This window comes from Streptomyces sp. NPDC093064 (genome assembly GCF_044754605.1).
Classification (GTDB): Bacteria; Actinomycetota; Actinomycetes; order Streptomycetales; family Streptomycetaceae; genus Streptomyces.
Genome location: NZ_JBIVPK010000034.1, coordinates 40941 through 61960, shown reverse-complemented (window position 1 = coordinate 61960; position 21020 = coordinate 40941). Strand labels below are relative to the sequence as shown.

The following is a 21020-nucleotide window of genomic DNA, read 5'->3' as shown; positions in this document are numbered from 1 at the left end:
CCTCAGGACACATCGGTGCGCGGAGCGGCACCCAGATGCGCACCGACCCGCTTGACCAGCAGTGTCATCTCGTAGGCCACCTGGCCGACGTCGGAGTCGGCGTCCGACAGGACGGCGAGGCAGCTGCCGTCGCCGGCCGCGGTCACGAACAGGAAGGCGTCGTCGAGCTCGACGACCGTCTGGCGGACGCCGCCCGCGTCGAAGTGCCGGCCCACGCCCTTGGCGAGGCTGTGGAAGCCGGAGGCCACGGCGGCCAGGTGCTCGCTGTCCTCCCGGGTCAGGTCCTTGGACACGCCGGTGGCCAGTCCGTCCCGGGACAGGACGATGGCCTTGCGGATGCTCGCGACCCTGTCCACGAGTTCGTCGAGGAGCCAGTTCAGCTCCACCTTGTTCGCCCTGTTGGTTTCGTCTGTCTCGCCTGTCTTGTCCGTCGTGGTGTGGCCGGTCGCCTTCGGTGCGGTCATCGACCGTCCCCCTCTGTCGTTCCTTGTGCTGTGCTGCCGTCCGGGGCATGGTCCCCCGCGGCGTTCTCCTCGCGGCCGCGCTGCCAGCCGCGCTGGAGCGAGGCCATCCGGCTGCGTACCTCGTCGGCGTCGCGTTCGACCGCGTCGGGGCCGGTCCCTTCGGGCCGGCCGGGGCTCCGCTTCAGTTGCGGGGCGAGACTGGCCTGCCGTGTGCGCCGGGGCAGCGGACCCGCGTCGGGTCCCGGGCCGCCGGGTGCCTCGGCCGGGTCGCGTCCCTCGCCGTCCGGCCCGCCGCCGGCGGGCGCCGGCCGGACGGTGCGCCGCGGAAGGGCCGGAGCCTGCCGCGTTCCCTGGCCCGTGGCCGGGGACTCCTCGGTGCTGTCACGTTCCCCGCGGCCGTCGGCCGCTGCCGTGGCCGGTCCGGGCGTGGACCCGCCGCGACGGCGGGTCGGCAGTGGGGCCGCCGGTTCGCGCTCCGGGCGGCCGGGACCCGCCGGGTCCCCGGCTCCGGCCGTCTCACGGCGGGACCTCTGCTCGGAGACCGGGCGTCCGTGGGAGCTGACCAGCTTGGGTGTCCGGCGCCGGGGCAGCGAGACCGCGCGCCCCGGGTTCTCCTCCTCGCCGGTCTCCTGCGGCACACCACGCCGGCTCGTGGTCTGCCGGTGCTCGGTGAGGCTGCGGGGCAGCGCCTCGTGCGCCGTCTGCCGTGCCGGGGAGGGGCGCGGACCGAACAGTCCGCCGTGCTCGCCGGCCTCCTCGTCGAGGACGTCCGGGAAGTCCTCGACGGCGTCCAGGTCGACGGGTGCCTCCAGCTCCACCGGCCCGTCCAGGACCGAGGCGGGCAGTTGCACGGGTGCCTGGGCGAGAGCGGCCCTGCGGCCTCCCTCCCGGTCGGCCTTCCCGGTGGGCCGGTCGAGGCGGAAGCCGATGCCGTTGGTGTCCGGGACGTCGTCCGTCAGCAGTGCGTCGGGAATGAAGACGATCGCGGTGGTGCCGCCGTACGGGGACGGCTGGAGCGAGACCCGGACGTTCTGCCGCTGGGCGAGCCGGCTGACCACGAACAACCCGAGCCGGTCGGTGTCGGAGAGCTCGAACTCGGGTGTCTCGGCGAGCCGGAGATTGGCGTCCAGCAGCGTCTCGGCGGCCATGCCGAGGCCCCGGTCGTGGATCTCCAGGGTGAAGCCGTTGGCGACGCGTTCTCCCACGACCTGGACCGCGGTGTGCGGCGGCGAGAACACCGTGGCGTTCTCCAGGAGTTCGGCCACGAGATGGGTGAGGTCGGCGACGGCGGGGCCGGTGACCGCGGTGCGCGGCAGCCGCCGGACCTCGATGCGTTCGTAGTCCTCGACCTCGGCGACGGCGGCGCGCACGATGTCCATCAGCTGGACGGGCCTGCGCCACTGCCGGGACGGGGCGGCGCCGGACAGGATCACCAGGCCTTCGGCGTGCCGGCGCATACGAGTGGTGAGGTGGTCCAGCCGGAACAGGTCGGCGAGTTCGTCGGTGTCCTCGGTGCGGCGTTCCATCGCGTCGAGGAGGGTGAGCTGCTTGTGCAGCAGGACCTGGCTGCGACGGGCGAGGTTGACGAAGACCTCGGAGACGCCGGCGCGGAGTTCGGCCTGTTTGACGGCGGCCTCGACGGCGGCCCGCTGCAAGGTGTTGAGAGCCTGGCCGACCTCGCCGATCTCGTTCCTGTCGTACTCCAGGCGCGGGACCTCGGTCTCGACGTCGACCTGTTCGCCGGCCGACAGCCGGCGCATCACGCTGGGCAGCCGGACACCGGAGGCCTCGTGGGCCTCCAGGCGCAGTTGCCTGAGGTCGCGGATGAGGCCGCGGCCGACGCGCACGGACAGGACGAGCGAGACCAGCACGGCGATCAGGCCGAGGACGCCCGCGACGGCGGCCTCCAGGATGACGTCCATCGCGACCGGGCGGACACGGTCCTGGAAGCGGTCGTTCGCCTCGTCGTTGAGGGTGCCCAGCTCGTCGAGGACGTCCCCGGCGGCGGTGTCCCAGCTCTGCACGCTCACCGCCCGCGGTGTGCCGGACGTGCTGGAGACGGCGGCCTGTTCGGCGGTCCGCAGCGGTGCGGAGGAGGCGTTCTGCCAGAAGCGGTCGTAGCGGCCGCGTTCGGAGGAGGGCAGCAGGGGCAGGTCGACGTCGTACAGCAGGGAGCGCTGGGCGACCAGGTCGGAGATGCCGCGGGTCTCGTCGCGGGACAGGCGGCCGACGATCAGCGAGGAGCCGAGCAACGCGTCCTCGCGGGAAAGGAGTTCGCGGGCCTGGGCGAGACCGACCAGGGCGCGGTACTGCCTGGCCAGGTCCACGTCGTCGACGACGTGGAGGTTGGCGAGCAGGGCGTAGCAGGGGTCGATGAGCTGGTTGTAGAGGTCGAGTGCCTCGGCGCGCCCGACGGTGCGGTCCTCGACGCTGCGGCGCAGCGAGTCGATGCCGTCGAAGGCGTCCAGCGCGACGCTCAGGCGTCCGGCGCCGGACGGGCCGAGCGCTTCGCGGACGTCGGGGTTCTTCGCGGTCCCGCGGATCCTGGCGATCGCCTCGTCGGTGGCGCTCGTGCTGCGCCGTAGTGCGGCGAGGCCGTCGGAGGCGCGGGGGTCGGCGAGATGGACGAGGGCCTGGCGGCGTTCCTGTTGCAGGACCCGGACGGTGTCCTCGGTGGGGTAGGCGACCTCCTCCACCACGGAGGACGCGTTGAACAGCTGCGTCACCTGCCGCCCGGTGATCAGCGTGGCGAAGGCCCAGATCGCGGTGAGCGAGAGCAGCGGCACGAGCAGCAGCGCCACGATCTTCCGGCGGATGGACTTCCCGCGAAAGCGCATGGCCTCCCCCAGCTCGTCCCCCAGAGGCCCCGGGGTACACATGTGCGTCAACAAACGGCGCGAGCCTACTACCGACATGCAGTCAACTCGAAGAGCTGTCCGGAGGCAGTACTTCCGTATGGGTGTCGGGGGCGGGTGAGTTGTCGGGGCATTGGGGGAGATGCCGGTCTGGAAGGCCGTGGTGGCGGGGGTGCGGGAACGGGGCGTCCGGCCTGGTCGGTTGACCGATTCTTTTCGTCGGCCGGGAATCTTCGTGACGTCTCGTTCGTCCTTGTCCATGGGAGATGGGGGCGGAATCGGCCACAGGAGGCGCAGTGCGCGTCCGGGCCGCGTAAAACAGCGCAAGCCGGGCAGCCACTGGGGAGCCGGTTCTTCGGGCATCGGGGCGAGCGGTCTGCCGGCGGTGGGGAGGGACGCAGTGATGGGGACAGCGGAGCGGCCGGGGGCGTACGGGTCTTCGGTGCACACGGGCGGGCGGGGCGGGCAGCCGTCCTACAAGCCGTTGTGGGTCGAGGAGCCCGCGCGGCGGCGCAGGCTGCCGGATCCGGTGCGTTCGGCCGCCGTGCGGGCGGTGCTGATCGTCTCCGTGACGCTGATACAGGCCGTGGTGGCGTTCCTGTTCAGCGTGTCCGGGGCGTGGCTGGCGTTCCCGATGCTTCTGAGCAGCGTGGCCAGCACGGTGGTGGCCACCTGGGCGGCGCTCGACGTGTGGGTGACCCGCCAGGTGTGGAACCAGCGCAACGGCGTGGTGTCGGTGCCGAGCAGCACCGCGCGGGCCCTGCGGCGCGAGCGGCGCCAGGCGCGGCGGGCCGAGCGGGCGGGGAAGCGGATACACGGCCGGGGCGGCTCGGGCCAGTTGTCGCATCCGTAGGAAGACCGGCGGACGGCGGCCGGTCGAACGGCCGGGCTCGGTCGAGCCGGTCGAGTCCTCCGGCCCGGCCGGGCCGTCACGCCGGGCGCTTGAACATCCGGGTCGCCGTGATCTCGCTGTGCACCGCCTCGCCCGCGGGAGTCTGCTGCGGCAGCCCCGGCCTCAGGTGCTCCTCCACACTGATGTACTTCAGCCCGGCCCTGAGGTCGGCGTCGTTGCGCAGCCGGATCACCAGGGGGAACTCGGCGAGCGCCGTGGTGTCGAACAGGCCGGTGGTGTAGAGGAGTTGCACACCGAGGGCGTCCGAGACGGCCCGCTGGAGCTCCAGCAGATAGGTGGCGTTGGCGCGGCCGATCGGGTTGTCCAGGAAGAGCGTGCCCGCGTGGCGGTGCTTGTCGCGGCCGCGATCGTTCGACCTGAGGGCGGCCATCGTGCAGTACAGGGCGATGGCCGCGGTGAGCAGCTGGCCGCCGGAGAACACGTCGCCCATCTGCCCGACGGGGACCCGCTCGGCGCGCAGGACGGCGTCCGGCTTGAGGATCTCCACGGCGACGCCCTTGGGCTGAAGCGCCGCGCCGACTCCGCGCAGCAGCAGGGACATGCCGTCGCGCCGCAGGTCCGAGTTCTTCTTCACGGCGGCGCGGGTCGCCTCGTCGATGACCTCGCCGAGCCGCTCGGCGAGCGTGGCCTGGTCGGGCTCGTCGAAGCGGATGCGCAGGAACTCCTGCCCGGACCACTCGCCGAGCCCTTCCGGAAGGCGGGACAGACGCTGGGCCGACCTGAGCGTGGCGAGCGCCGACTCGACCAGTCCGCGCAACCGGTCCACGATCGAGTCCCGGTTGCGTTCCAGTTGGGCCAGCTCGTCGGTGAGCACCCGGAGCCGGGGCGCGAAGGCCTCCGCCCATTTCTGGGCGTGCTCGGGCAGGGCGGAGGCGGGCAGTTCGCGGATCTGCTGCCGCGCGGGGGTGCGCACCTGTTCGTAGCGGGTGGAGTTGGCGTGCCGGACGAGGATGTCGCTCGCCTCGCGGACGGCGGCCTCGGCGGCGGACAGGTCGGCGGCGCAGCCGCGCAGTGACCTGCGGGCCTCGGCGGCCGCCTGCCGGGCGTCCTCCGGGCTGCCCGGGTACGGCTCGGGTTTCTCCTGCTCCTCGTCGCTCGTGTGCTCGCGCAGCTGGTCGCGCAGCTGGCCGGCGATCTCGTCGAAGCCGCCGGCCGCGTCCTCGGCGGCCCGGTGGGACTCCAGCAGCTCGGCGTGCGCCTCGCGGGCCTGGGCCAGCGCCCCGGCCCGGGAGGCGAGTTCCGCGGTGGCCGTGCGCAGCAGGGCCTGGGCGTGCTCGGCGTCGCGCGGGAGCAGGTCCTCGGGGAGTTCGGTGTGTACCTCGCCGTCCTCGGGCGCGTGCCGCTCGGCCTCGCCGCGCAGCCGGCCGAGCTGTTCGCTCGCGGAGGACATCCGGGTCTCCAGGAGCTGCACCAGCTCCTCGGCGCGGGCGGCGGCGCCCTGCCGGGAGGGCCCGTCGGAGCCCTCGGGGGACTCCAGGAGTTGTTCCGCGCGGGTACGGACCTTGTTGCTGAGCCGGTCGAGTTCGGCGCGGGCGGCACTCTCGTCGCTCTCCGCTCGGGCCTGCTCGGCCCGCAGGTCCGCGCCGACACCGACCTTCTCGTAGACCTGGGAGGCGGCGCGGTAGGCCTCGCGCAGGGCGGGCAGGGACGCCTTGGGCGCGTCCCCGTCGCTCTCCGGCACGCTGTCGGGGGCGCCGGCGATCTCGGAGCGCTCGGCGCGCAGCGCCCGTGCGGTGCGGCGGGTGTCGTCGGCGGCGCGCTGAGCGGCGCGCCGGTCCTCGTCGGCGGCGCGGGCGCGTTCCAGGCAGACCTGGGCGCGGGCCTCGGACTCGGCCGCCTCGTCGGCGAGTTCGCGCAGCCGGGCCTGCCAGCCGGCCCGCTCGCGCAGCCGGAACGCGAGTCCGGCGAGGGCGTCGGCGGCCCGCCGCGCCTTCTGGGCGGCTTCCTGCCGCTCGTCGCGCTCCTGGGCGACCTCGGCGGCGGCCTCGTCGGCCTCCGCCCGCAGGCTGCGGGCCTCGGCCAGCTCGGCCTCGGCCTCCTCGGCGAACACACGCGTCTCCTGGGCGGCCTGTGCCAGCTCCAGCAGCCGGCCGGCGGGGCAGCCGGTGCGCCAGGAGGCGAGCCGCGCAGCCAGCTCCCGGTCCTTGCCGAGCCGGGCGGCCAGGGTGCGGATCTCCTCGTCCCGCTCGGTGGCCCGCGCGCGCAGCGCCTGCCGTTCCTCGTCGGCGGCGAGCTCGTCGTGCATGGCCGGGTTCGGCGGCACCAGGAAGACGTCGCCCTGCGGCGCACCGTCGGCCGGGGTGGGGGCGAGCAGGGCGGCCGCGGTGCCGACGGCCACGGTGGAGCGCGGCAGCAGGGCCGCGGCCGCGAGGGCCTCGCGGGCACGTGCGTGCGTGTCCGGGTCGGTGATGATCACGCCGTCGACCAGTTCGGGCCGGGCGGCCAGTACGCGGGCGTGGTCGGCGGGGTCGACGGCCTGGGCGAGGTAGCGCCAGCCGGGCAGCGCGGGGATGCCATGCTCGCCGAGGAACTCCACCGTGGCCAGTACGTCCGGGCCGGGCGGCAGCAGCCCGCCGTCGCCGAGCGCGCCGAGGATCCGGGAGTCGTCGGCGGCGGCGGTGCGCAGTTCGAACAGGTGCCGCTCCGCGGAGGACACGGCGCCGTCGAGCAGTTCGCGCAGCTCGTCGGCGAAGCGGTCCAGGTCCTCGGGGGTGAGCGTGCCCTCGGCCCCGCCCTGGTCCGCCTCCGCGGCACCCTGCCGTCCCGGCGTGCCGTACGGCGCCCCTCCGGTGCGGTGGGCCGCCTCGGCACCCGACGCGGTGGCGCCCGCGGCGTCCGGTCCGGTCCGTGGCGCCGGCACTCCTGCCCGCGCGGCCCCGGTCGCGCCCGGCAGGCTCAGCAGTTCCGCGAGCCGCCCCTCGGCCGCCAGCGCCTCGGCGGTGCGGCGTTCGGTCTCGTAGGCGCGCTGTGCCGCCGTCGCCGCGTCGGCCGCGCGGGCCGCGGTGAGCTCCGCGCGGGATTCGGCCGAGGCGGCCTCGCGCGCTTGTTCCGTGGCCTTCCGGGCAGTCTCGCGGACCTGGTCCCAGGCGGCGACCGCCGTCTTCTCCGCATCGCTGGCGGCCAGGGCCGCACGGGCCGGATCGGCATCGGGCGCGCTGTCGTCCAGCCAGCCCGCGCGGACCGCCTCGGCGGTCTCCTGCTCGACCTCGGCGAGGCGCTGGCGCAGATGCCCGGCCTCGCTGCGGGCGCGCTGCGCCTCGGTCGCGGCGGCGGTCTGGTCCCGGTAGGCGGACTCGCCGACCTCCTGGAGCCGCGCGGACCGCTCCTCCTCCTCGTTGGCGACGGTCTCGGCGCTCTCGGCGGCCGTGTGCAGGGCCCGTACGAGATCCGTGGCGGCCTTGGCGCGCGCGGCCAGGGCCGGGGCCGCGTCCCGTTCGGCCTCCTGGATCGCGGCGGAGACACGGGCCACGCGGTCGGCGGCGGCGCGGTGGCGCAGCACGGCCTCGGCGGCCTGCCACGCCGCGTACAGGGTGCGCGCGTCGGCGAGTTCCCGCTTCTGCGCGGCCGCGGACTTCTCGGCGGCGGCGAGGGCCAGTGAGGCGTGCCGGTAGGCGAGTTCGGCGGCGATCAGCGCGCTGCGCTCGCGGGCGCCCTCGGAGTGCGTGACGCCGTAGGCGGCCGCCGTGACGCGCTGGGCGAGGTCGGCGGCCCGGACCCGCTCCCGTACCGCCCGGGCGGACAGCCGCCGCGCCAGCGTCCGGGTGCGCCGCTCGGCCGCGGCGTGGATGTCACGCGCGCGGGCGCGGGCCTCGGCAGCCTCGACGATCCGGCCGAGCAGGTCGACCGAGCCGGCGGTGAAGTCCCGCTCGGCGATCAGCTCGGAGCGCCGGCCCAGCTTGTTGCCGAACCCGCTGACCAGGTCGGCGAGCCCGTCGGTGTCGCGGGTGTCGGTGACGGCGCGCAGCAGCAGGTCGGTGAAGTCGGAGTCCTTCTTCACCGCGAAGAGGCCGGCCGCCTCGCCCTCGTCGGCGTTCATCTCCCGCTGGTAGCGGAAGAGTTCGGGGTCGAGGCCGAGGTCGCCCAGGTGCTCGGTCCAGCGCTCGTGGATGTCCTCGAAGTGCACCTCGAGATACGGGTAGGTCTTGGCCGCCTCGGTGATGGCGTCCCGAAAGCCCTTCATGGTGCGGCGGCGGCCCCGCGCGCCCGACTGGCCCTCGGCGGACGGCCGTACGGACGTGGCCTCGGCGACGGGGAGGTTGTCCAGGGTGAGTCCGGGTCCGGGCCGGAAGGAGTACCAGGCCTCGGCGAACTTCCGTGGGTCGTTGGAGACTTGGCGCCCGCGCCACTCGCTGACCTTGCCGACGACCACGCACTCGCCGGTCTGCACGTGCTGCCACTCCAGCGCCACGTGCCCGCAGTCGTCGGCGAGCAGGAACTTGCGCAGCACGCCGGAGCTGGCGCCACCGAGGGTGTTGCGGTGGCCGGGCAGCATCACTGAGAAGATCAGCTTGAGCAGCACGGACTTGCCGCCGCCGTTCTCCAGGAACAGCACACCGGCGGGGGCGGGCCGGCGCGGCGGTCCGACCGGCTCCGCCTCGAAGAACTCCGCCTGGATGGGCGCGGGGTCGGGCACCGGCTCGCCCACGCCCCGCAGGTCAAGCACGGTGTCGGCGTAGCGCGCACCGGCGGGCCCGATGGAGTAGAGGCGGACCCGGGACAGCTCGTACATGGCGGACTCTCGTCAGTCTTCTTGCAGTTGGGGGGTGGCGGGGTTCTTGCGGACGGGGGCGGCGGGAGGCGGCTGGGCCTCAGGAGTGGAACGGCAGCCCGGCGTCGGCCACCAGGTCCAGGTCGTCGCCGTCCTCGGCGGGCAGCAGGCTCGGTGTGCCGCCGGCCATCGGGACGATGCCCAGTTCGAGCAGTTCGGTCAGGGCGGCGCTGCCCGCCATGTCGCGCACCTGGAGCTGGTAGCGGGCCGTCGTGCGGTACGTGCCGCCGCTCTCGTCGCCGGTGCGCTGGAGGAACCCGGAGTCGGTCAGGAACGCCAGGGCCTTGGCCACGATGCCCGTGGTGGAGGCGGCCGGCCGGCGTGCGTCCTTGGTGGCCCCGGTCGCGCTGCGTCTGGCCCAGATCCGCCAGGCGGCCTCGAGGCCGGGCGCGTCGGTGGCCGGGTCGGTGTTCTCGCCCCGCTCCTCGGCGCGCTCCTCCAGGCGGCGGCAGGCCTGGCGGACGAAGGCGTCCACGCCGTTGACGGTGACGCGCCCGATGTAGCCGTCGTCGCAGAGGTCCTCGGGGCGCGGGAACGCCAGGGCGGCCACCGCGAGGTGGGCCAGTCCGTGCAGGAAGCGGTCGCCGGAGTCGGCTGCGGTACGGCGCGCGTAGTCGCCCATGCGGACGGCGAACACCGAGTCCTCGGCGGCGGTGACCGCCATCCCGGCACGTGGGGACACCTCAAGGACGACCAGCCCGAGTCCGGCGGCCACGGCGTCCGCGAGCCGTGCGAACGCCGGGTCCTCGCGGTGGCGGCGCAGCAGGTCGGCGTACTCCTGGTCGCGGGCGGGCTGAAGCTTGGGCTGGAGCCCGAAGGCGACGAGCCGGGCCGCGTCGGCGGCGTCGGCGGGTGTGACGGCGACCGCCGTGGGCGCGCCTGCGGCTTCCGGCTCACTCCGGTCGACGTGCTCGGTCACGGTTGGGGCTCCTTGCTGGGGTGTCGCTCGTGCGTACGGTTGCCGGCGGGGCTCACGCCGCCTCCGTCCGGTCGGCCGCCATGCCCGCCGCGTCCAGCAGTGCCGTGCCGACGACGAGGTCGGCGCCGCCGAACTCCTGATCGTCCAGCTCGGTCCCGTCGTCCACGGCGAACAGCAGCTTCTCCTCGCCCTGCCGGTAGGCGGTGCCGACCGGGGGGCTGGCCGCGTGGACGGCCAGCAGGGCGACCAGGTACGGCAGGTCGGGGTCCTTGTCGCGGGCCTCGGCGAGCAGACCCGACAGCCGTCGCGGCGCGTCGGCCGGCAGGTCCAGCAGCTCCATGGCGGCCGCGAGCTGCTCCTCGCTGAAGCGGCTGTCGTCCGGGGTGGCAATCAGGTCGGGCTCGGGCATCTCGGCGCCCAGGTGCTCCCGCTCGACGGGCGGCGTCAGCAGGATGTCCACGAGGTCGGCGACACGGACGGACACCGGCGTGCGCAGCCCGGTCCCGCGCGCGAAGAAGGCGTCCGTGACCCGGATCGCCTGCTCCAGCGGCAGGGGGAGGGTGGGGGCGAGCAGGTGGCCGTAGAGGTCGGTCCCGGAGGTGGTCAGGGGGGTGGCGAAGGCCTGCCGGTCCTGCTCGGCACGGAACAGGGGCCCGGCCTCCAGCAGCCGGGACTGCAGTTGGGTGTGCCTGCGGATGCAGTCCTTGACGATGTCGACCAGCTCTGCGGCGCGCCGCTTGTGCTCGGGGTCCTCCGACTCGTCGCGCGCCTTGCGGATGTTGGTCAGGATCGCGTTCTCGTGCCGGTAGCGGTCGGCGACGTGGTCCAGGGCCTCGGCGATCATGTCGGGGACGGCGCTGAGCCAGTCCACCGCCCGGACGTTGCGCCGCGTCGCCTCCAGGGCCCTGCGCAGGGTCTCCGAGTACTGCACGGTCCGGTAGCGGGCCTGTTCGGCGGCGAGCTGGGCGTCCGCGAGGCGGCCGCGGCTGATGAGCACCTCCAGCTTGACCTCGGCGGCGATCTGGGCGCTGGTGACGTCGGTGTCGAGGGCGCCGACGAGGACGTTGACCGCCTCGTCCGTCGTGCGCAGGTAGACGCTGCCGCCGGGGCCGGGGACCTCCTCGATCAGCTTGAAGTCGTAGTCGCGGCGCACATACGTGCCGTCCGGCCCGAAGGTGCCGTACACCGCGCGGAAGCCGCGGTCGACGCTGCCGACGTTGATCAGGTTCTCCAGGACCCAGCGGGCCACGCGCTCGTGCTCGCCGGCCGGGCGCCGCGGGGCCTGCGCGGCGACGCGCGGGACGAGCCGGGCCACGACCTGGTCGTGGTCGGCGCCGGTGTCGAAGTCCATGTTGAGGGTGACGAGGTCGATGGCGGCGAGCGCGACCTCCGCCATGCCGTACACCGAGTACTCGCCGGCGAGGTTGGCCTTGCGGGCGTCCAGGTCGTGCAGCGGCGCGGTGCAGGCGAGCGCGCGCAGCCGCCGCGCCAGTCCCTCGTCGGCGGCCGGCCCCTGGGCAGGGCGCGGCCCCGCGCTGAGCTGGGGCGGAACGCTGTCCGTCGATGCAGGCGAAGTCACGGTGCACAGATTAGGTCCTTGGCCTGACAACGACCCAAACGGCACGGACGCGGCCGACGCGGTACGTCGCCCCGCCCGCCTTCGCAGAGGGCACGGAGGATCCGCCGGTCGCGGGCCCGTCACCCACCGCGGGTCGTACGAGACGCGGTCGGCGGGGCACGGTTCGGCGGCGGTTGAAGGCGCCGCGCGGTCAACCTCCAGCCACTCCCGTCTCAAGCCACCTCCGGCTCCGCTCCCACCGGTGCGGACAGCGCGGCCAGGGCCGCCGATACCGATGCCGACGAGCGCAGGTCGAGGCGGGTGCTCGTGCCGCGGGCGTGGTGGCGGAGTTCGTCGGCGGCCAGGGTGAGCAGTTGCGGCAGCAGGTCGGTGCAGCGGCGGGCCACCCAGGCGGTGCCCGCCGTGGCCAGCCACCACAGGCTCGCCGACCTGGTGGGCGCGGGGAACTCCGGCTCGGGCGAGGGCGCGGGCCCGCTCGCCACGCCCGTCTCCGCGAGCAACGCGTGAAAGCGGACGGCGAGTTGGCGGTGACCGCGCTCCCCCGGGTGTAGCCGGTCCGCGCTCCACATCGCGCGGTCGGTCAGCCACTGGCCCGCGTCGGCGTGCAGGTGCACGGCGCCGTACCGCTCCGACAGGGCGTGGACCACCGTGTTGACCGCCCGCTGCCGCCGGGCCAGTGGACGGGCCAGCGCGTCGGGCAGACCGAGCATCGCGCCGGGGTCGGGCAGACAGGCCGTCAGCAGGACCGCGCCCCGGCCGGTGAAGGCCGCGAAGACCCGGTCGAGCCGGGCGGCCACCGCGTGGATGTCGAAGGTGCGGCGCAGGGTGTCGTTGACGCCGACGACCACCGACACGACGTCCGGGCGCAGCTCCAGCCCGGCCGGGGTCTGCCGCTCCAGGACGTCGCGGGTCTGCGCCCCGCTGACCGCAAGGTTGGTGAACTCCACGGCCGAGGGCTTCTCGGCGAGGCCGCCGGCGAGCAGTGCCGCCCAGCCGCGCCATCCGTCGCCCGTGGGATCGCCGACGCCCTCGGTCAGCGAATCGCCGAGGGCGACGAAGCGCAGGGACCTCATGCCACGCCCTCCGGCAACGGGCGTCGCACGGGGGCCGGTACGTCGTGTGCGGCGAGGAACGCCTCCACGGAGGCGTTCCACCCGAAGCACTCCGCACGCGCGCGTGCCGCCTCGCGCCGCTCCCGCTCCGGGCGTGCCAGCAGGCCCTCCACGGCGTCGGCGAACGCCTCGCCGTGGTCCGCCGCGCTGTCGCCGGCGGTGCCGATCACCTCCGGCAGCGCGGAGGAGGCGCTGGCCACCACGGGGGTGCCGCAGGCCATGGCCTCCAGCGCGGCAAGCCCGAAGGTCTCGGCCGGCCCGGGTGCCAGGCACACGTCGGCGGAGGCCTGGAGCGCGGCGAGCCGGTCGCGGTCGCGGACGTGCCCGAGGAACGTCACCGGCAGCGCCCGCTCACGGGCCCGCTGCTCCAGCCGCGTCCGCAGCGGACCGTCCCCGGCCACCACCAGCACCGCCCGCCGTCCGCGCCGCAGCAGCGCCTCCAGCGCGTCCAGCGCGTTGCCGGGCCGCTTCTCCACGGACAGCCGGGAGCACATCACCAGCAGCGCCTCGTCGTCGCGCGCGTGCTGGGCGCGCAGAGCCGCCTCCCGCAGCGCGGGGTGCCGTTCCACCAGGTCGACACCCAGGGGCGCGCGCACGACGTTGCGCGCGCCGACCCGCACGAACTCGCGCTCGGCGAACTCGGTGGTGCACACCACGCGCGCGTAGGTGTGAGCGGTACGGACGTTGAGGGCGTCGGCGGCGCGCTGGGAAAGGTTCTGCGGCAAGCCCCAGGTGCGCAGCACGCCGTCGGCGGTCTCGTGGGACACCATCACGGCCGGAACCCGGGCCCGCCGGGCCCACTTGCCGGTCCACCGCAGCGTCGTGCGGTCGGAGACCTCCAGGCGGTCCGGTGCGAGTTCCTCCAGGAGGGCGGCCACCCGCCGCTTGTCGGTGAGGACGCGGTAGCCGCCGGTGCCGGGCAGCAACGGCCCGGGCAGGGTGATCACGCGGCCCTGCTCGGTCTCCTGGTCGGTGTGGCGGTCGCCCGGGATGATCAGCACCGGTTCGTGGCCGGCCGCCTTGTAGCCCTTGCCGAGTTCGCGCAGGGCGGTGCGCAGTCCGCCGGAGGTGGGGGCGACGAAGTTCGCGAGCCGCACGAGGGTGAGCGGCGCCGTGGTCATGCCGCCACCGCCGTCCGCCGCGCGGCGAGCACGCCCTCGTAGTGGGCGATGAGCTGGTCGCCGACCGCCGCCCAGGTGCGCTCCTCGACCGCGGAGCGGCCGGCCGCCGCGAACGACGCCCGCAGTGCCGGGTCGGCGGCCAGCGCCCACACGGCGTCGCGTACGGCGGCCGCGTCGCGCGGCGGGACGAGCAGCCCGGTGCGACCGTGGTCGACCAGGTCGAGCGGGCCGCCCGCGGCGGGCGCGACGACGGGCACCCCGGAGGCCATGGCCTCCTGCACGGTCTGGCAGAACGTCTCGAAGGGGCCGGTGTGCACGAAGACGTCCAGCGAGGCGAAGATCCGCGCGAGGTCGTCGCCGGTGCGGCGGCCCAGGAAGACCGCGCCCGGCAGGGCCTCGGTCAGCTGGGCGCGACTGGGCCCGTCGCCCACCACCACGACCCGTACGCCGTTCAGACCGCAGACCCCGGAGAGCAGTTCGACCTGCTTCTCGGCGGCGAGCCGGCCGACGTAGCCGACGATCAGCTCACCGTTCGGGGCGAGTTCGCGGCGCAGTGCCTCGTCACGGTGCTCGGGGCGGAAGCGGACGGTGTCCACGCCGCGGCCCCATAGCCTGACCCGGGGCACGCCGTGCGCCTCCAGGTCCTGCTGGGCGGCGCTGGAGGGGGCGAGGGTGAGGTCGGCGGCGGCGTGGACGGAGCGGATGCGCCGCCAGGCCGCCGCCTCGCCGGCGCCCATGTAGGTGCGGGCGTAGCCGGCGAGGTCGGTCTGGTAGACGGCGACGGCGGGGATGCCGAGCCGGGTGGCGGCCGCCATGCCGCGGACGCCGAGGACGAAGGGGCCTGCCAGGTGGACGAGGTCGGCGCGGTGCTCGGTGAGCGCCGCCGCGACGCGCCTGCTGGGCAGGGCGACGCGGACCTGGGGGTAGCCCGGGAGCGGAAGGGAGGGGACGCGGACGACGGGGCACGGCGCGGGGGCGTCGGGCCCGGTCGAGGCGGCGGTGGCGGGAGCCACGACGAGGGGAGCGTGACCGCGATCGACGAGGTGCCGGGCGGTCTGGAACGCGCAGTGGGCCACGCCGTTCACATCGGGGGGAAAGGATTCGGTCACGATGACGACACGCATACCGGTGTTGTCGCCGTGCTGGACGTGCCCGCGTCAACGTGGATCTTTCCGGACGAGGAACGTCCCATGAGCGTTGGGCTGTGCGGCCGGGCCGGACTGCTCCCGGCCACGCGCCCCTGGCCCCCGGGTCACCGGACGTTCACCCGGTGGGCGTGTCCGGTCCGATCCGGCTGCGCACGGCGGTCTGGACCTCGTCCTCCTCGGCCGGGTCGGCGGCGAGTCGGCGCAGTCGCTCGACGACGCGCGTATCGCCGGTCTCAGCGTGCCGAGCGGCGATCTCGCGGGTGGTCTCCTCGCAGTCCCACAGGCATTCGACGGCGAATCCGGCGGGGAAGGAGGGGTCGGTGGCGGCCAGGGCTCGGGCGGCCCGGCCGCGCAGATGGGAGGAGGCGGTCTCGCGGTAGACGTGGCGCAGCACGGGCGCGGCGCAGGTGATGCCCAGCCGGCCGGCGCCGTCGACCAGCGTCCACAGGGTGGGTGCGTCGGGGCCTTCGCCCCGGACCGCCTCCCGCAGGGCGGCGAGAACGAGGTCGCGGTCCCGGACCGCGCCGCGGCAGGCGAGCACACGTCCGGCGGCGGCGCCCAGCGGGTCGGGGCGGTGGACCCAGCCCCGTGCCCGGTCGACGGCGGCGGCGCCGCGCATGCGTTCGAAGGCGTCGACGGCGGCCTCCACCACGAAAACCGAGCCGTCGGACACCGCGGCCTCGATCAGGTCCAGGGCGTCGGGGTCGTCGCCGTCGGCGAGGTAGCGCAGGGCGGTACAGCGGGCCGCGTCGGTACCGGCGCGGGCGGCGCGGAGGATCTCGGGCCGGTCCTCGGGCCCGGCGACGGCGGTGAGACAGCGGGCGGCCGGGACATGGCGGGGCGCGCCGCGTTCGGCGCCCTGCTGAGCCCACTCGAACACCGCCTGCACGCTCCACCCGGGCCGGGGTCCGGTGGGGCGCATCTGCCGTTGCCAGAGGTCGAAGCTGCCGGCCTCGTGCGCGGCACGCACGCGGGTGGCGACCGACTCGCGCGGGTCGTCGGCCCACAGCCGCCAGGGCCGGGGCTCGAAGGCGTCGCGCACCGCGGCGGCCAGCTCGGCCTCGCCCTCGGCGTCGGCGGCGAAGCGCGCGAGGACCGGCGCGGCGAGGGCGCGCAGTCCCGCGTCGTCGTCCCTGAGCGCCAGTTCGTCCAGGGCCCAGGCCCAGTTGGCGCCCGTGGCGGCGTACCTGCGCAGCAGGGCGAGCGCGTCCCGCCTGCCGTAGGAGGCGAGGTGCCCGAGCACGGCGAGGGCGAGTCCGGTGCGTGACTCGTCGGTGTCGAGGGCGTCCTCGGGGTCGAAGAGGTGCTCCTCGATCCGGTCCAGTTCCCCGTCGAGGTCGAGGAAGAGCCGGGCGTAGTACAGGGAGCGGTTCTCCACCTGCCAGTCGTGGCGTGGGTCGAGCAGCACGCAGTGGTTCAGTGCCGCCAGCGCTTCGGCGCGGGGGGCGGTGAGCGCGTGCAGCGTGCCGTCGCCGCGGCCCCGCTGGAGCAGGCCGAGCAGCGTACCGCTGGGCGCTATGACCGGATCGAACATGGGAAACAGCCTCACATCAAGCGTCGACGCAACCGGGGAACTCGTACTACCTGGCCGCGCGACAACACGTCGGGGTGCCCGCCGTCCGCTGCTTGCTGTAGACCATCTTCCTCTGCCTCTCGTCCGTGGCCCATACGGGCCGGATCACGGCCCGCGCGGTGCGGCAACACCTGCCCAGCCATCGCGTCCGTGAATCACGACGTCATGATGACCCGGCGTCCGCGCTGCCGCGACCGAAATATCCGGCGGCCCTGTACCGCCTCCCCCGTTGTTTGTGTCGTTCCTGGTCAGAAGGACCGAAGCGGCTGCTTTCGGCCCGGGGCTCAGCTCTCGCCGAACATCTCCAGCAGCTCCGTCCTGCCGAACATCCGGGCCGTGTCGACGGCCGAGGGGGTGCCGGCGGACGGGTCCGCGCCGCCCTCCAGGAGGGCCTTGATCACTTCCTGTTCGCCCTTGAAGACCGCTCCGGCGAGGGGGGTCTGGCCCCGGTCGTTGACGCGGTCGGCGTCGGCGCCTCGGGCCAGCAGCGCGCGGACGGCGGCTGCGTGGCCGTGGTACGCGGCGAGCATCACCAGGGAGTCGCCGCGGTCATTGGTGAGGTCGGCCGGGACGCCCGCGTCGACGTACGCCACGAGCGCCTCGGTCCGCCCCTGCCGGGCCAGATCGAAGATCTTGGTCGCCAGCTCCACGACCTCGGGGTCGGGGGCTTCGCTCATCGGCCGGACCGCCTCTCACTACGACTGCTGGGGACTGCGGGAGCGTACGACAGCGAGCGGGGCGGTCGTGCGCGAGCCGGTACGGCGGCGAGCGGTGACGCCGTACGGGTGAATCGCCAGCGTACTGGCTTCGGCGGCACATGTCGGGCACCGCTCGAGGCAAAGATCACCACAGCGCTCGGTGAGCGCAGCAGACGTGACCGGCGGGCGCAGAGCAGCTCCGCTCACCGGGGGAATTCTACGAAATTTCACCCAGTTGCAGCTTTTGTCCTATAGATACATTCTGTGAGCCTGGAAGAACTCATGGTGACTGTCCCCGTGAACCAGGAGAGAGCAATGATCCTCAACATCTCGGGCGTTGTGCTGCTCGGCAGCGTCGTCTTCCTGTTCTGCCGCAACCACGGGCTGAAGAGCTCGCACGCGACGATCTGCGGGCTCTTCGGGTTCTATCTGTCGAGCACCGGCGTGGCCCCGAGCATCAAGGCCGGGGGCGCAAGCGTCGCGAGCCTCTTGGGCGGGCTCAATTTCTGATTCCGCCCCCCTCCGCACGCACCCCTGGAGCAAGAAGTGGCCCGGCGCCCTCTCCCTCGCGTTCTGAGCAACGGCAGCGCACAGATCTCCCGCGGCCGGGAGCTGGCCCGGACGGCGGCGGGCGGCGCCACCGACGTCCTCCACCCGCTGATCACGATCTCGCGCGGTCTGCGCCGACTGGCCGGGGCCGGGCGGCGCAAGTGGACGGAGACACCGAAGGACCGGCGGGGACCGCTCCTCTTCCTGGTCGCCTCGGTGATCCTGGTCGTGGCCCTGGTGCCGTACGGGCCGCTGCTCGCCGGCATCGTCCTCATGGCGGCGGCGGGCTGGCGGGGCCGCGACCGCACCCCGTCGCAGCCCGAGGGCCCCGACGAGTCGCGCGTCCAGCGCCTGGCATCCCTGTACGAGGCCCTGGTTCCCTACTTCTCGGTGGCCGAGGACCCGGCACCGCTGTACGCGCACGGCGGCGAGTGGGAGAAGGCGTTCCCCGCTTTCGAGTTCGACGACTCGGGACGCGTGTGCCACCTGCTGATCCGCTACCCCGCGTACTTCACCGACGGCGAGACCGAGTCCCGCGCGCGGATCGAGCACCTGCTCACCGTCAAGGCGGGCCGCGGCCGCGAGTACCTCTTCTCCTGGGACGAGGAGGGCAACCAGCTCACCGTCACCGCGCTCGCCCCGCTGCCCACGGACATCGCCGCGCAGCGCTTCGTCACGGCGCCGGGCGAGACCGTGCTCGGCTTCACCGACCCCACCGAAGTCCAGCGCACGCTCCCCCTCGGCTACGGCGAGGAGCAGCGCGACGTGCCGCCGGTCGTCTGGCGCACGGGCCTGCGCTCCACCGAGCCGCACCTGCTGGCCCTGGGCCAGGCCGGCAGCGGCACCTCGACGTTGCTGCGCTCCATCGCGCTCCAGGCCCTCCAGCACGGCGACGTGTTGATCGTCGACGGCGGCGGCACCGGCGAGTTCGCCTGCCTGACCGGCCGGGACGGGGTTCTCGCGGTCGAGTGCGGGCTGGCCGGGGTGCTGGCGAGCCTGGAGTGGGCGGCCACCGAGACCGAGCGCAGGCTGATCGCCGTCAACCGCACACGGCAGGCGGGCCATCCGCCGCCGGAGGACACCAAGCGGCCGCTGTGGCTGCTGCTCGACCGGCCGACCGCGTTCACGCACCTGGCCGCCGCGGACGGCCGCAAGGACCCGCAGGCGCTGCTCCAGGTGCCGCTGCGGCACGGACGCGCGGTCAGCGTGGCCGTCGTCGTGGCCGAGCAGTTCGACAGCGCGGAGGCGCTGAGCGACGCGGTACGGCAGCACACACGCGCGCGCGTGGTCCTCGGGTCGGCGACGGCGGAACAGCACAAGGCGGTGCTGGGAGCGCCGCCGCACACGACGCCGCTGCCCGTCGTCCCGGCCGGACGCGGGTACGCCCGGCTGGGGACGAAGCCGGTCCACCGGCTCCAGGTGCCGGTCACGCCCGACCCCTACGACGACGCGACGAGCGACGCGCACCGGCAGGCCGTGCTCGATCTTCTGCCGCCGAAGACCACGCCGGCCGACGGGGAGCGGGTGCCGGAGCCCACGGAGGCGGTGCCGGAAGCGATCGCGGAGCCCACGAAGGCGGTGCCGGAAGCGATCGCGGAGCCCACGGAGGCAGTGACGGAAGCGATCGCGGAGCCCTCGTGACAACCTTCGCCGGAGCCCCCGTAAACCGCGAAGCCGCAAACGGAGGCGGGGCGCGCCGCCCCGAGCCGGCTCACCGGCCCCCGGGCAGCGCTCAGGCGACGAAGGTGCGAGGGGACTCGCCCCCGCCGGAACCCCCCGCCTCCACCAGCCGGGCCGCCGCTGCCAGCCGCGTCGCCGCCTCTTCCGCCACCGCCCCCGCGACCGTGAACGGCAGTCGGACATAGCCCTCGAAGGCGCCGTCGACGCCGAAGCGCGGACCGGAGGGGACACGGACGCCCACCCGCTCGCCCGCCTCGGCGATGCGGGAGCCCGACAGGCCGCCGGTGCGCACCCACAGCGTGAGACCGCCGGCGGGGACCTCGAACTCCCAGCCGGGCAGCTCGCGCCGGACCGCCGCGACCAGGGCGTCCCGGTTGTCGCGGGCCTGGTCCCGCCGGACCGCCACGGCCTCCTCCCACCCTCCGGTGCTGAACAGCCAGTTCACGGCCAGCTGCTCCAGCACGGGGGTGCCCAGGTCGGCGTAGGCCCGCGCGGCGACCAGGCTGCGGATCACGTCGGGGGCGGCCCGCACCCAGCCGATGCGCATCCCGGCCCAGAAGGCCTTGCTGGCCGAGCCGACGGTGATCACCGTGGATCCGGCCGGGTCGAAGGCGCACACCCGCCGCGGCATCGCGAGCCCCGGCTCCAGGTGCAGCTCGCTCATCGTCTCGTCGACGACGAGCACCGTCCCTGCCGAGCGGGCCGCCTCCACCAGCCTGCGCCGCTGCTCCTCGTCGGCGAGCGCGCCGGTCGGGTTGTGGAAGTCGGCGACGACGTAGGCGATCCGGGGCGCGGCCTCGCGCAGCACCTGGCGCCAGCGGTCCAGGTCCCACCCGGTCAGCCCCTCGGCCATGGCCACGGGCACGAGCCGGGCGCCCGCCTCCCGCATCAGCTGGAGGATGTTCGCGTAGGACGGCGACTCGACGGCGATGCGCTCGCCGCGGCCGCCGAAGAGGTGGCAGATGGCGTCGATGGCGCCCATGGCGCCCGTCGTCACCATGATCTGCTCGGGCATGGTGGGGATCCCGCGCGTGGTGTACCGCTCGGCGATCATCGAACGGAGTGCGGGCAGCCCGGCGGGATAGTCGCCGTGGGTGTGGGCGTAGGGCGGCAGTTCCTCCAGCGCGCCCTGCACGGCGCGGGTGAGCCACGGCTCCGGGGCCGGCAGGGCCGCGGTGCCCAGGTCGATCATCGAGCCCAGCGCCTCCGGCGGCAGGGGCTCCAGTCCGCGCGCGGGCAGCGGATTACCGGCCGGCACCGCGGTCCAGCTGCCCGCGCCGCGCCGGGACTCCAGGAAGCCCTCGGTGCGCAGGGCCTCGTACGCGGCGGCGACCGTGGTGCGGCTGACGGAGAGAGACAGGGCGAGTTCGCGCTCGGCGGGCAGCCGGGCGGCCACCGGGACACGGCCTTCGAGCACCAGCAGCCGGATACCGTCGGCAAGCGCGCGGTAGGCAGGCAGGCGGCGTGAGCCCGGGCCCGCCGGGCGGTCCTGCTGGGACTTGAGCAGCCGAGCGAGCTGCGCGGCGCCCACCGCAGAGGTCCACTGCGTCATGATGACCAGTCCACCTTCATCGAATTGGCCATGGATGGATATTCTCCCCACGCCACAGAGTGTCATCCACCATGCCACTTCCACCACCA

Annotated in this window: 14 protein-coding genes; 3 read left to right on the top strand and 11 right to left on the bottom strand. The window is 74.5% G+C overall.

Features of this window, described 5'->3' with window-relative positions:
• Positions 1-2: 2 nt before the first annotated feature.
• Both ACIQFZ_RS30720 and ACIQFZ_RS30715 read right to left on the bottom strand, forming a co-directional pair.
• Positions 3-464, bottom strand: coding sequence for a roadblock/LC7 domain-containing protein (locus ACIQFZ_RS30720; protein WP_365423050.1), 462 nt, complete (start codon positions 462-464; stop codon positions 3-5).
• Positions 461-3301 (bottom strand): nitrate- and nitrite sensing domain-containing protein, encoded by a 2841-nt coding sequence (locus tag ACIQFZ_RS30715; protein ID WP_402692720.1) that lies wholly within the window; start codon positions 3299-3301, stop codon positions 461-463. The genes ACIQFZ_RS30720 and ACIQFZ_RS30715 overlap by 4 nt, the downstream gene beginning before the upstream one ends.
• A 403-nt stretch (positions 3302-3704) precedes the next feature.
• Here ACIQFZ_RS30715 and ACIQFZ_RS30710 point away from each other — a divergent pair, with 403 nt between their 5' ends.
• Positions 3705-4172 (top strand): hypothetical protein, encoded by a 468-nt coding sequence (locus tag ACIQFZ_RS30710; protein ID WP_376652303.1) that lies wholly within the window; start codon positions 3705-3707, stop codon positions 4170-4172.
• Between the two features lie 76 nt (positions 4173-4248).
• Here the strand turns inward: ACIQFZ_RS30710 and ACIQFZ_RS30705 are convergent, their stop codons facing one another.
• The 8 genes from ACIQFZ_RS30705 to ACIQFZ_RS30670 form a co-directional block, all read right to left on the bottom strand.
• Entirely contained in the window at positions 4249-8961 is a 4713-nt protein-coding gene (locus tag ACIQFZ_RS30705; protein ID WP_402692719.1) for a hypothetical protein, read from the bottom strand.
• 79 nt (positions 8962-9040) lie between these two features.
• Entirely contained in the window at positions 9041-9919 is an 879-nt protein-coding gene (locus tag ACIQFZ_RS30700) for a hypothetical protein (RefSeq protein ID WP_402692718.1), read from the bottom strand.
• Positions 9920-9971: 52 nt separating this feature from the next.
• Positions 9972-11498 (bottom strand): hypothetical protein, encoded by a 1527-nt coding sequence (locus tag ACIQFZ_RS30695; RefSeq protein WP_365430511.1) that lies wholly within the window; start codon positions 11496-11498, stop codon positions 9972-9974.
• Positions 11499-11710: 212 nt separating this feature from the next.
• Positions 11711-12571, bottom strand: a complete 861-nt coding sequence (locus ACIQFZ_RS30690; RefSeq protein ID WP_402692717.1) for an SGNH/GDSL hydrolase family protein — start codon at positions 12569-12571, stop codon at positions 11711-11713.
• The gene (locus tag ACIQFZ_RS30685) at positions 12568-13731 is read right to left on the bottom strand and encodes a glycosyltransferase (RefSeq protein WP_365777650.1); all 1164 of its coding nucleotides are present in this window, start codon (positions 13729-13731) and stop codon (positions 12568-12570) included. Before ACIQFZ_RS30685 ends, ACIQFZ_RS30690 begins: the two co-directional genes overlap by 4 nt.
• Positions 13728-14855: a glycosyltransferase family 1 protein gene (locus ACIQFZ_RS30680; RefSeq protein ID WP_365777652.1), complete on the bottom strand. Its 1128-nt coding sequence runs from the start codon at positions 14853-14855 to the stop codon at positions 13728-13730. The genes ACIQFZ_RS30685 and ACIQFZ_RS30680 overlap by 4 nt, the downstream gene beginning before the upstream one ends.
• A 139-nt stretch (positions 14856-14994) precedes the next feature.
• Positions 14995-16413, bottom strand: coding sequence for a HEAT repeat domain-containing protein (locus ACIQFZ_RS30675; protein WP_365430519.1), 1419 nt, complete (start codon positions 16411-16413; stop codon positions 14995-14997).
• 323 nt (positions 16414-16736) lie between these two features.
• Positions 16737-17129: an ankyrin repeat domain-containing protein gene (locus ACIQFZ_RS30670; protein ID WP_225075996.1), complete on the bottom strand. Its 393-nt coding sequence runs from the start codon at positions 17127-17129 to the stop codon at positions 16737-16739.
• A 336-nt stretch (positions 17130-17465) separates the two neighbouring features.
• Between ACIQFZ_RS30670 and ACIQFZ_RS30665 the strand changes: the two genes are divergently transcribed.
• Positions 17466-17660 (top strand): hypothetical protein, encoded by a 195-nt coding sequence (locus tag ACIQFZ_RS30665; protein WP_361417201.1) that lies wholly within the window; start codon positions 17466-17468, stop codon positions 17658-17660.
• Positions 17661-17696: 36 nt separating this feature from the next.
• Positions 17697-19340: a hypothetical protein gene (locus tag ACIQFZ_RS30660; RefSeq protein WP_402692716.1), complete on the top strand. Its 1644-nt coding sequence runs from the start codon at positions 17697-17699 to the stop codon at positions 19338-19340.
• Positions 19341-19431: 91 nt separating this feature from the next.
• Here the strand turns inward: ACIQFZ_RS30660 and ACIQFZ_RS30655 are convergent, their stop codons facing one another.
• Positions 19432-20931, bottom strand: a complete 1500-nt coding sequence (locus tag ACIQFZ_RS30655; RefSeq protein WP_365434501.1) for a PLP-dependent aminotransferase family protein — start codon at positions 20929-20931, stop codon at positions 19432-19434.
• Positions 20932-21020 lie beyond the last annotated feature (89 nt).

What these genes read in the sequence shown, in the direction of transcription:
- ACIQFZ_RS30720 (WP_365423050.1), bottom strand. Translation starts at nt 464, where the DNA reads ATGACCGCACCGAAGGCGACCGGCCACACCACGACGGACAAGACAGGC.
- ACIQFZ_RS30715 (WP_402692720.1), bottom strand. Translation starts at nt 3,301, where the DNA reads ATGCGCTTTCGCGGGAAGTCCATCCGCCGGAAGATCGTGGCGCTGCTG.
- ACIQFZ_RS30705 (WP_402692719.1), bottom strand. Translation starts at nt 8,961, where the DNA reads ATGTACGAGCTGTCCCGGGTCCGCCTCTACTCCATCGGGCCCGCCGGT.
- ACIQFZ_RS30690 (WP_402692717.1), bottom strand. Translation starts at nt 12,571, where the DNA reads ATGAGGTCCCTGCGCTTCGTCGCCCTCGGCGATTCGCTGACCGAGGGC.
- ACIQFZ_RS30685 (WP_365777650.1), bottom strand. Translation starts at nt 13,731, where the DNA reads ATGACCACGGCGCCGCTCACCCTCGTGCGGCTCGCGAACTTCGTCGCC.
- ACIQFZ_RS30680 (WP_365777652.1), bottom strand. Translation starts at nt 14,855, where the DNA reads ATGCGTGTCGTCATCGTGACCGAATCCTTTCCCCCCGATGTGAACGGC.
- ACIQFZ_RS30675 (WP_365430519.1), bottom strand. Translation starts at nt 16,413, where the DNA reads ATGTTCGATCCGGTCATAGCGCCCAGCGGTACGCTGCTCGGCCTGCTC.
- ACIQFZ_RS30670 (WP_225075996.1), bottom strand. Translation starts at nt 17,129, where the DNA reads ATGAGCGAAGCCCCCGACCCCGAGGTCGTGGAGCTGGCGACCAAGATC.
- ACIQFZ_RS30665 (WP_361417201.1), top strand. Translation starts at nt 17,466, where the DNA reads ATGATCCTCAACATCTCGGGCGTTGTGCTGCTCGGCAGCGTCGTCTTC.
- ACIQFZ_RS30655 (WP_365434501.1), bottom strand. Translation starts at nt 20,931, where the DNA reads ATGACGCAGTGGACCTCTGCGGTGGGCGCCGCGCAGCTCGCTCGGCTG.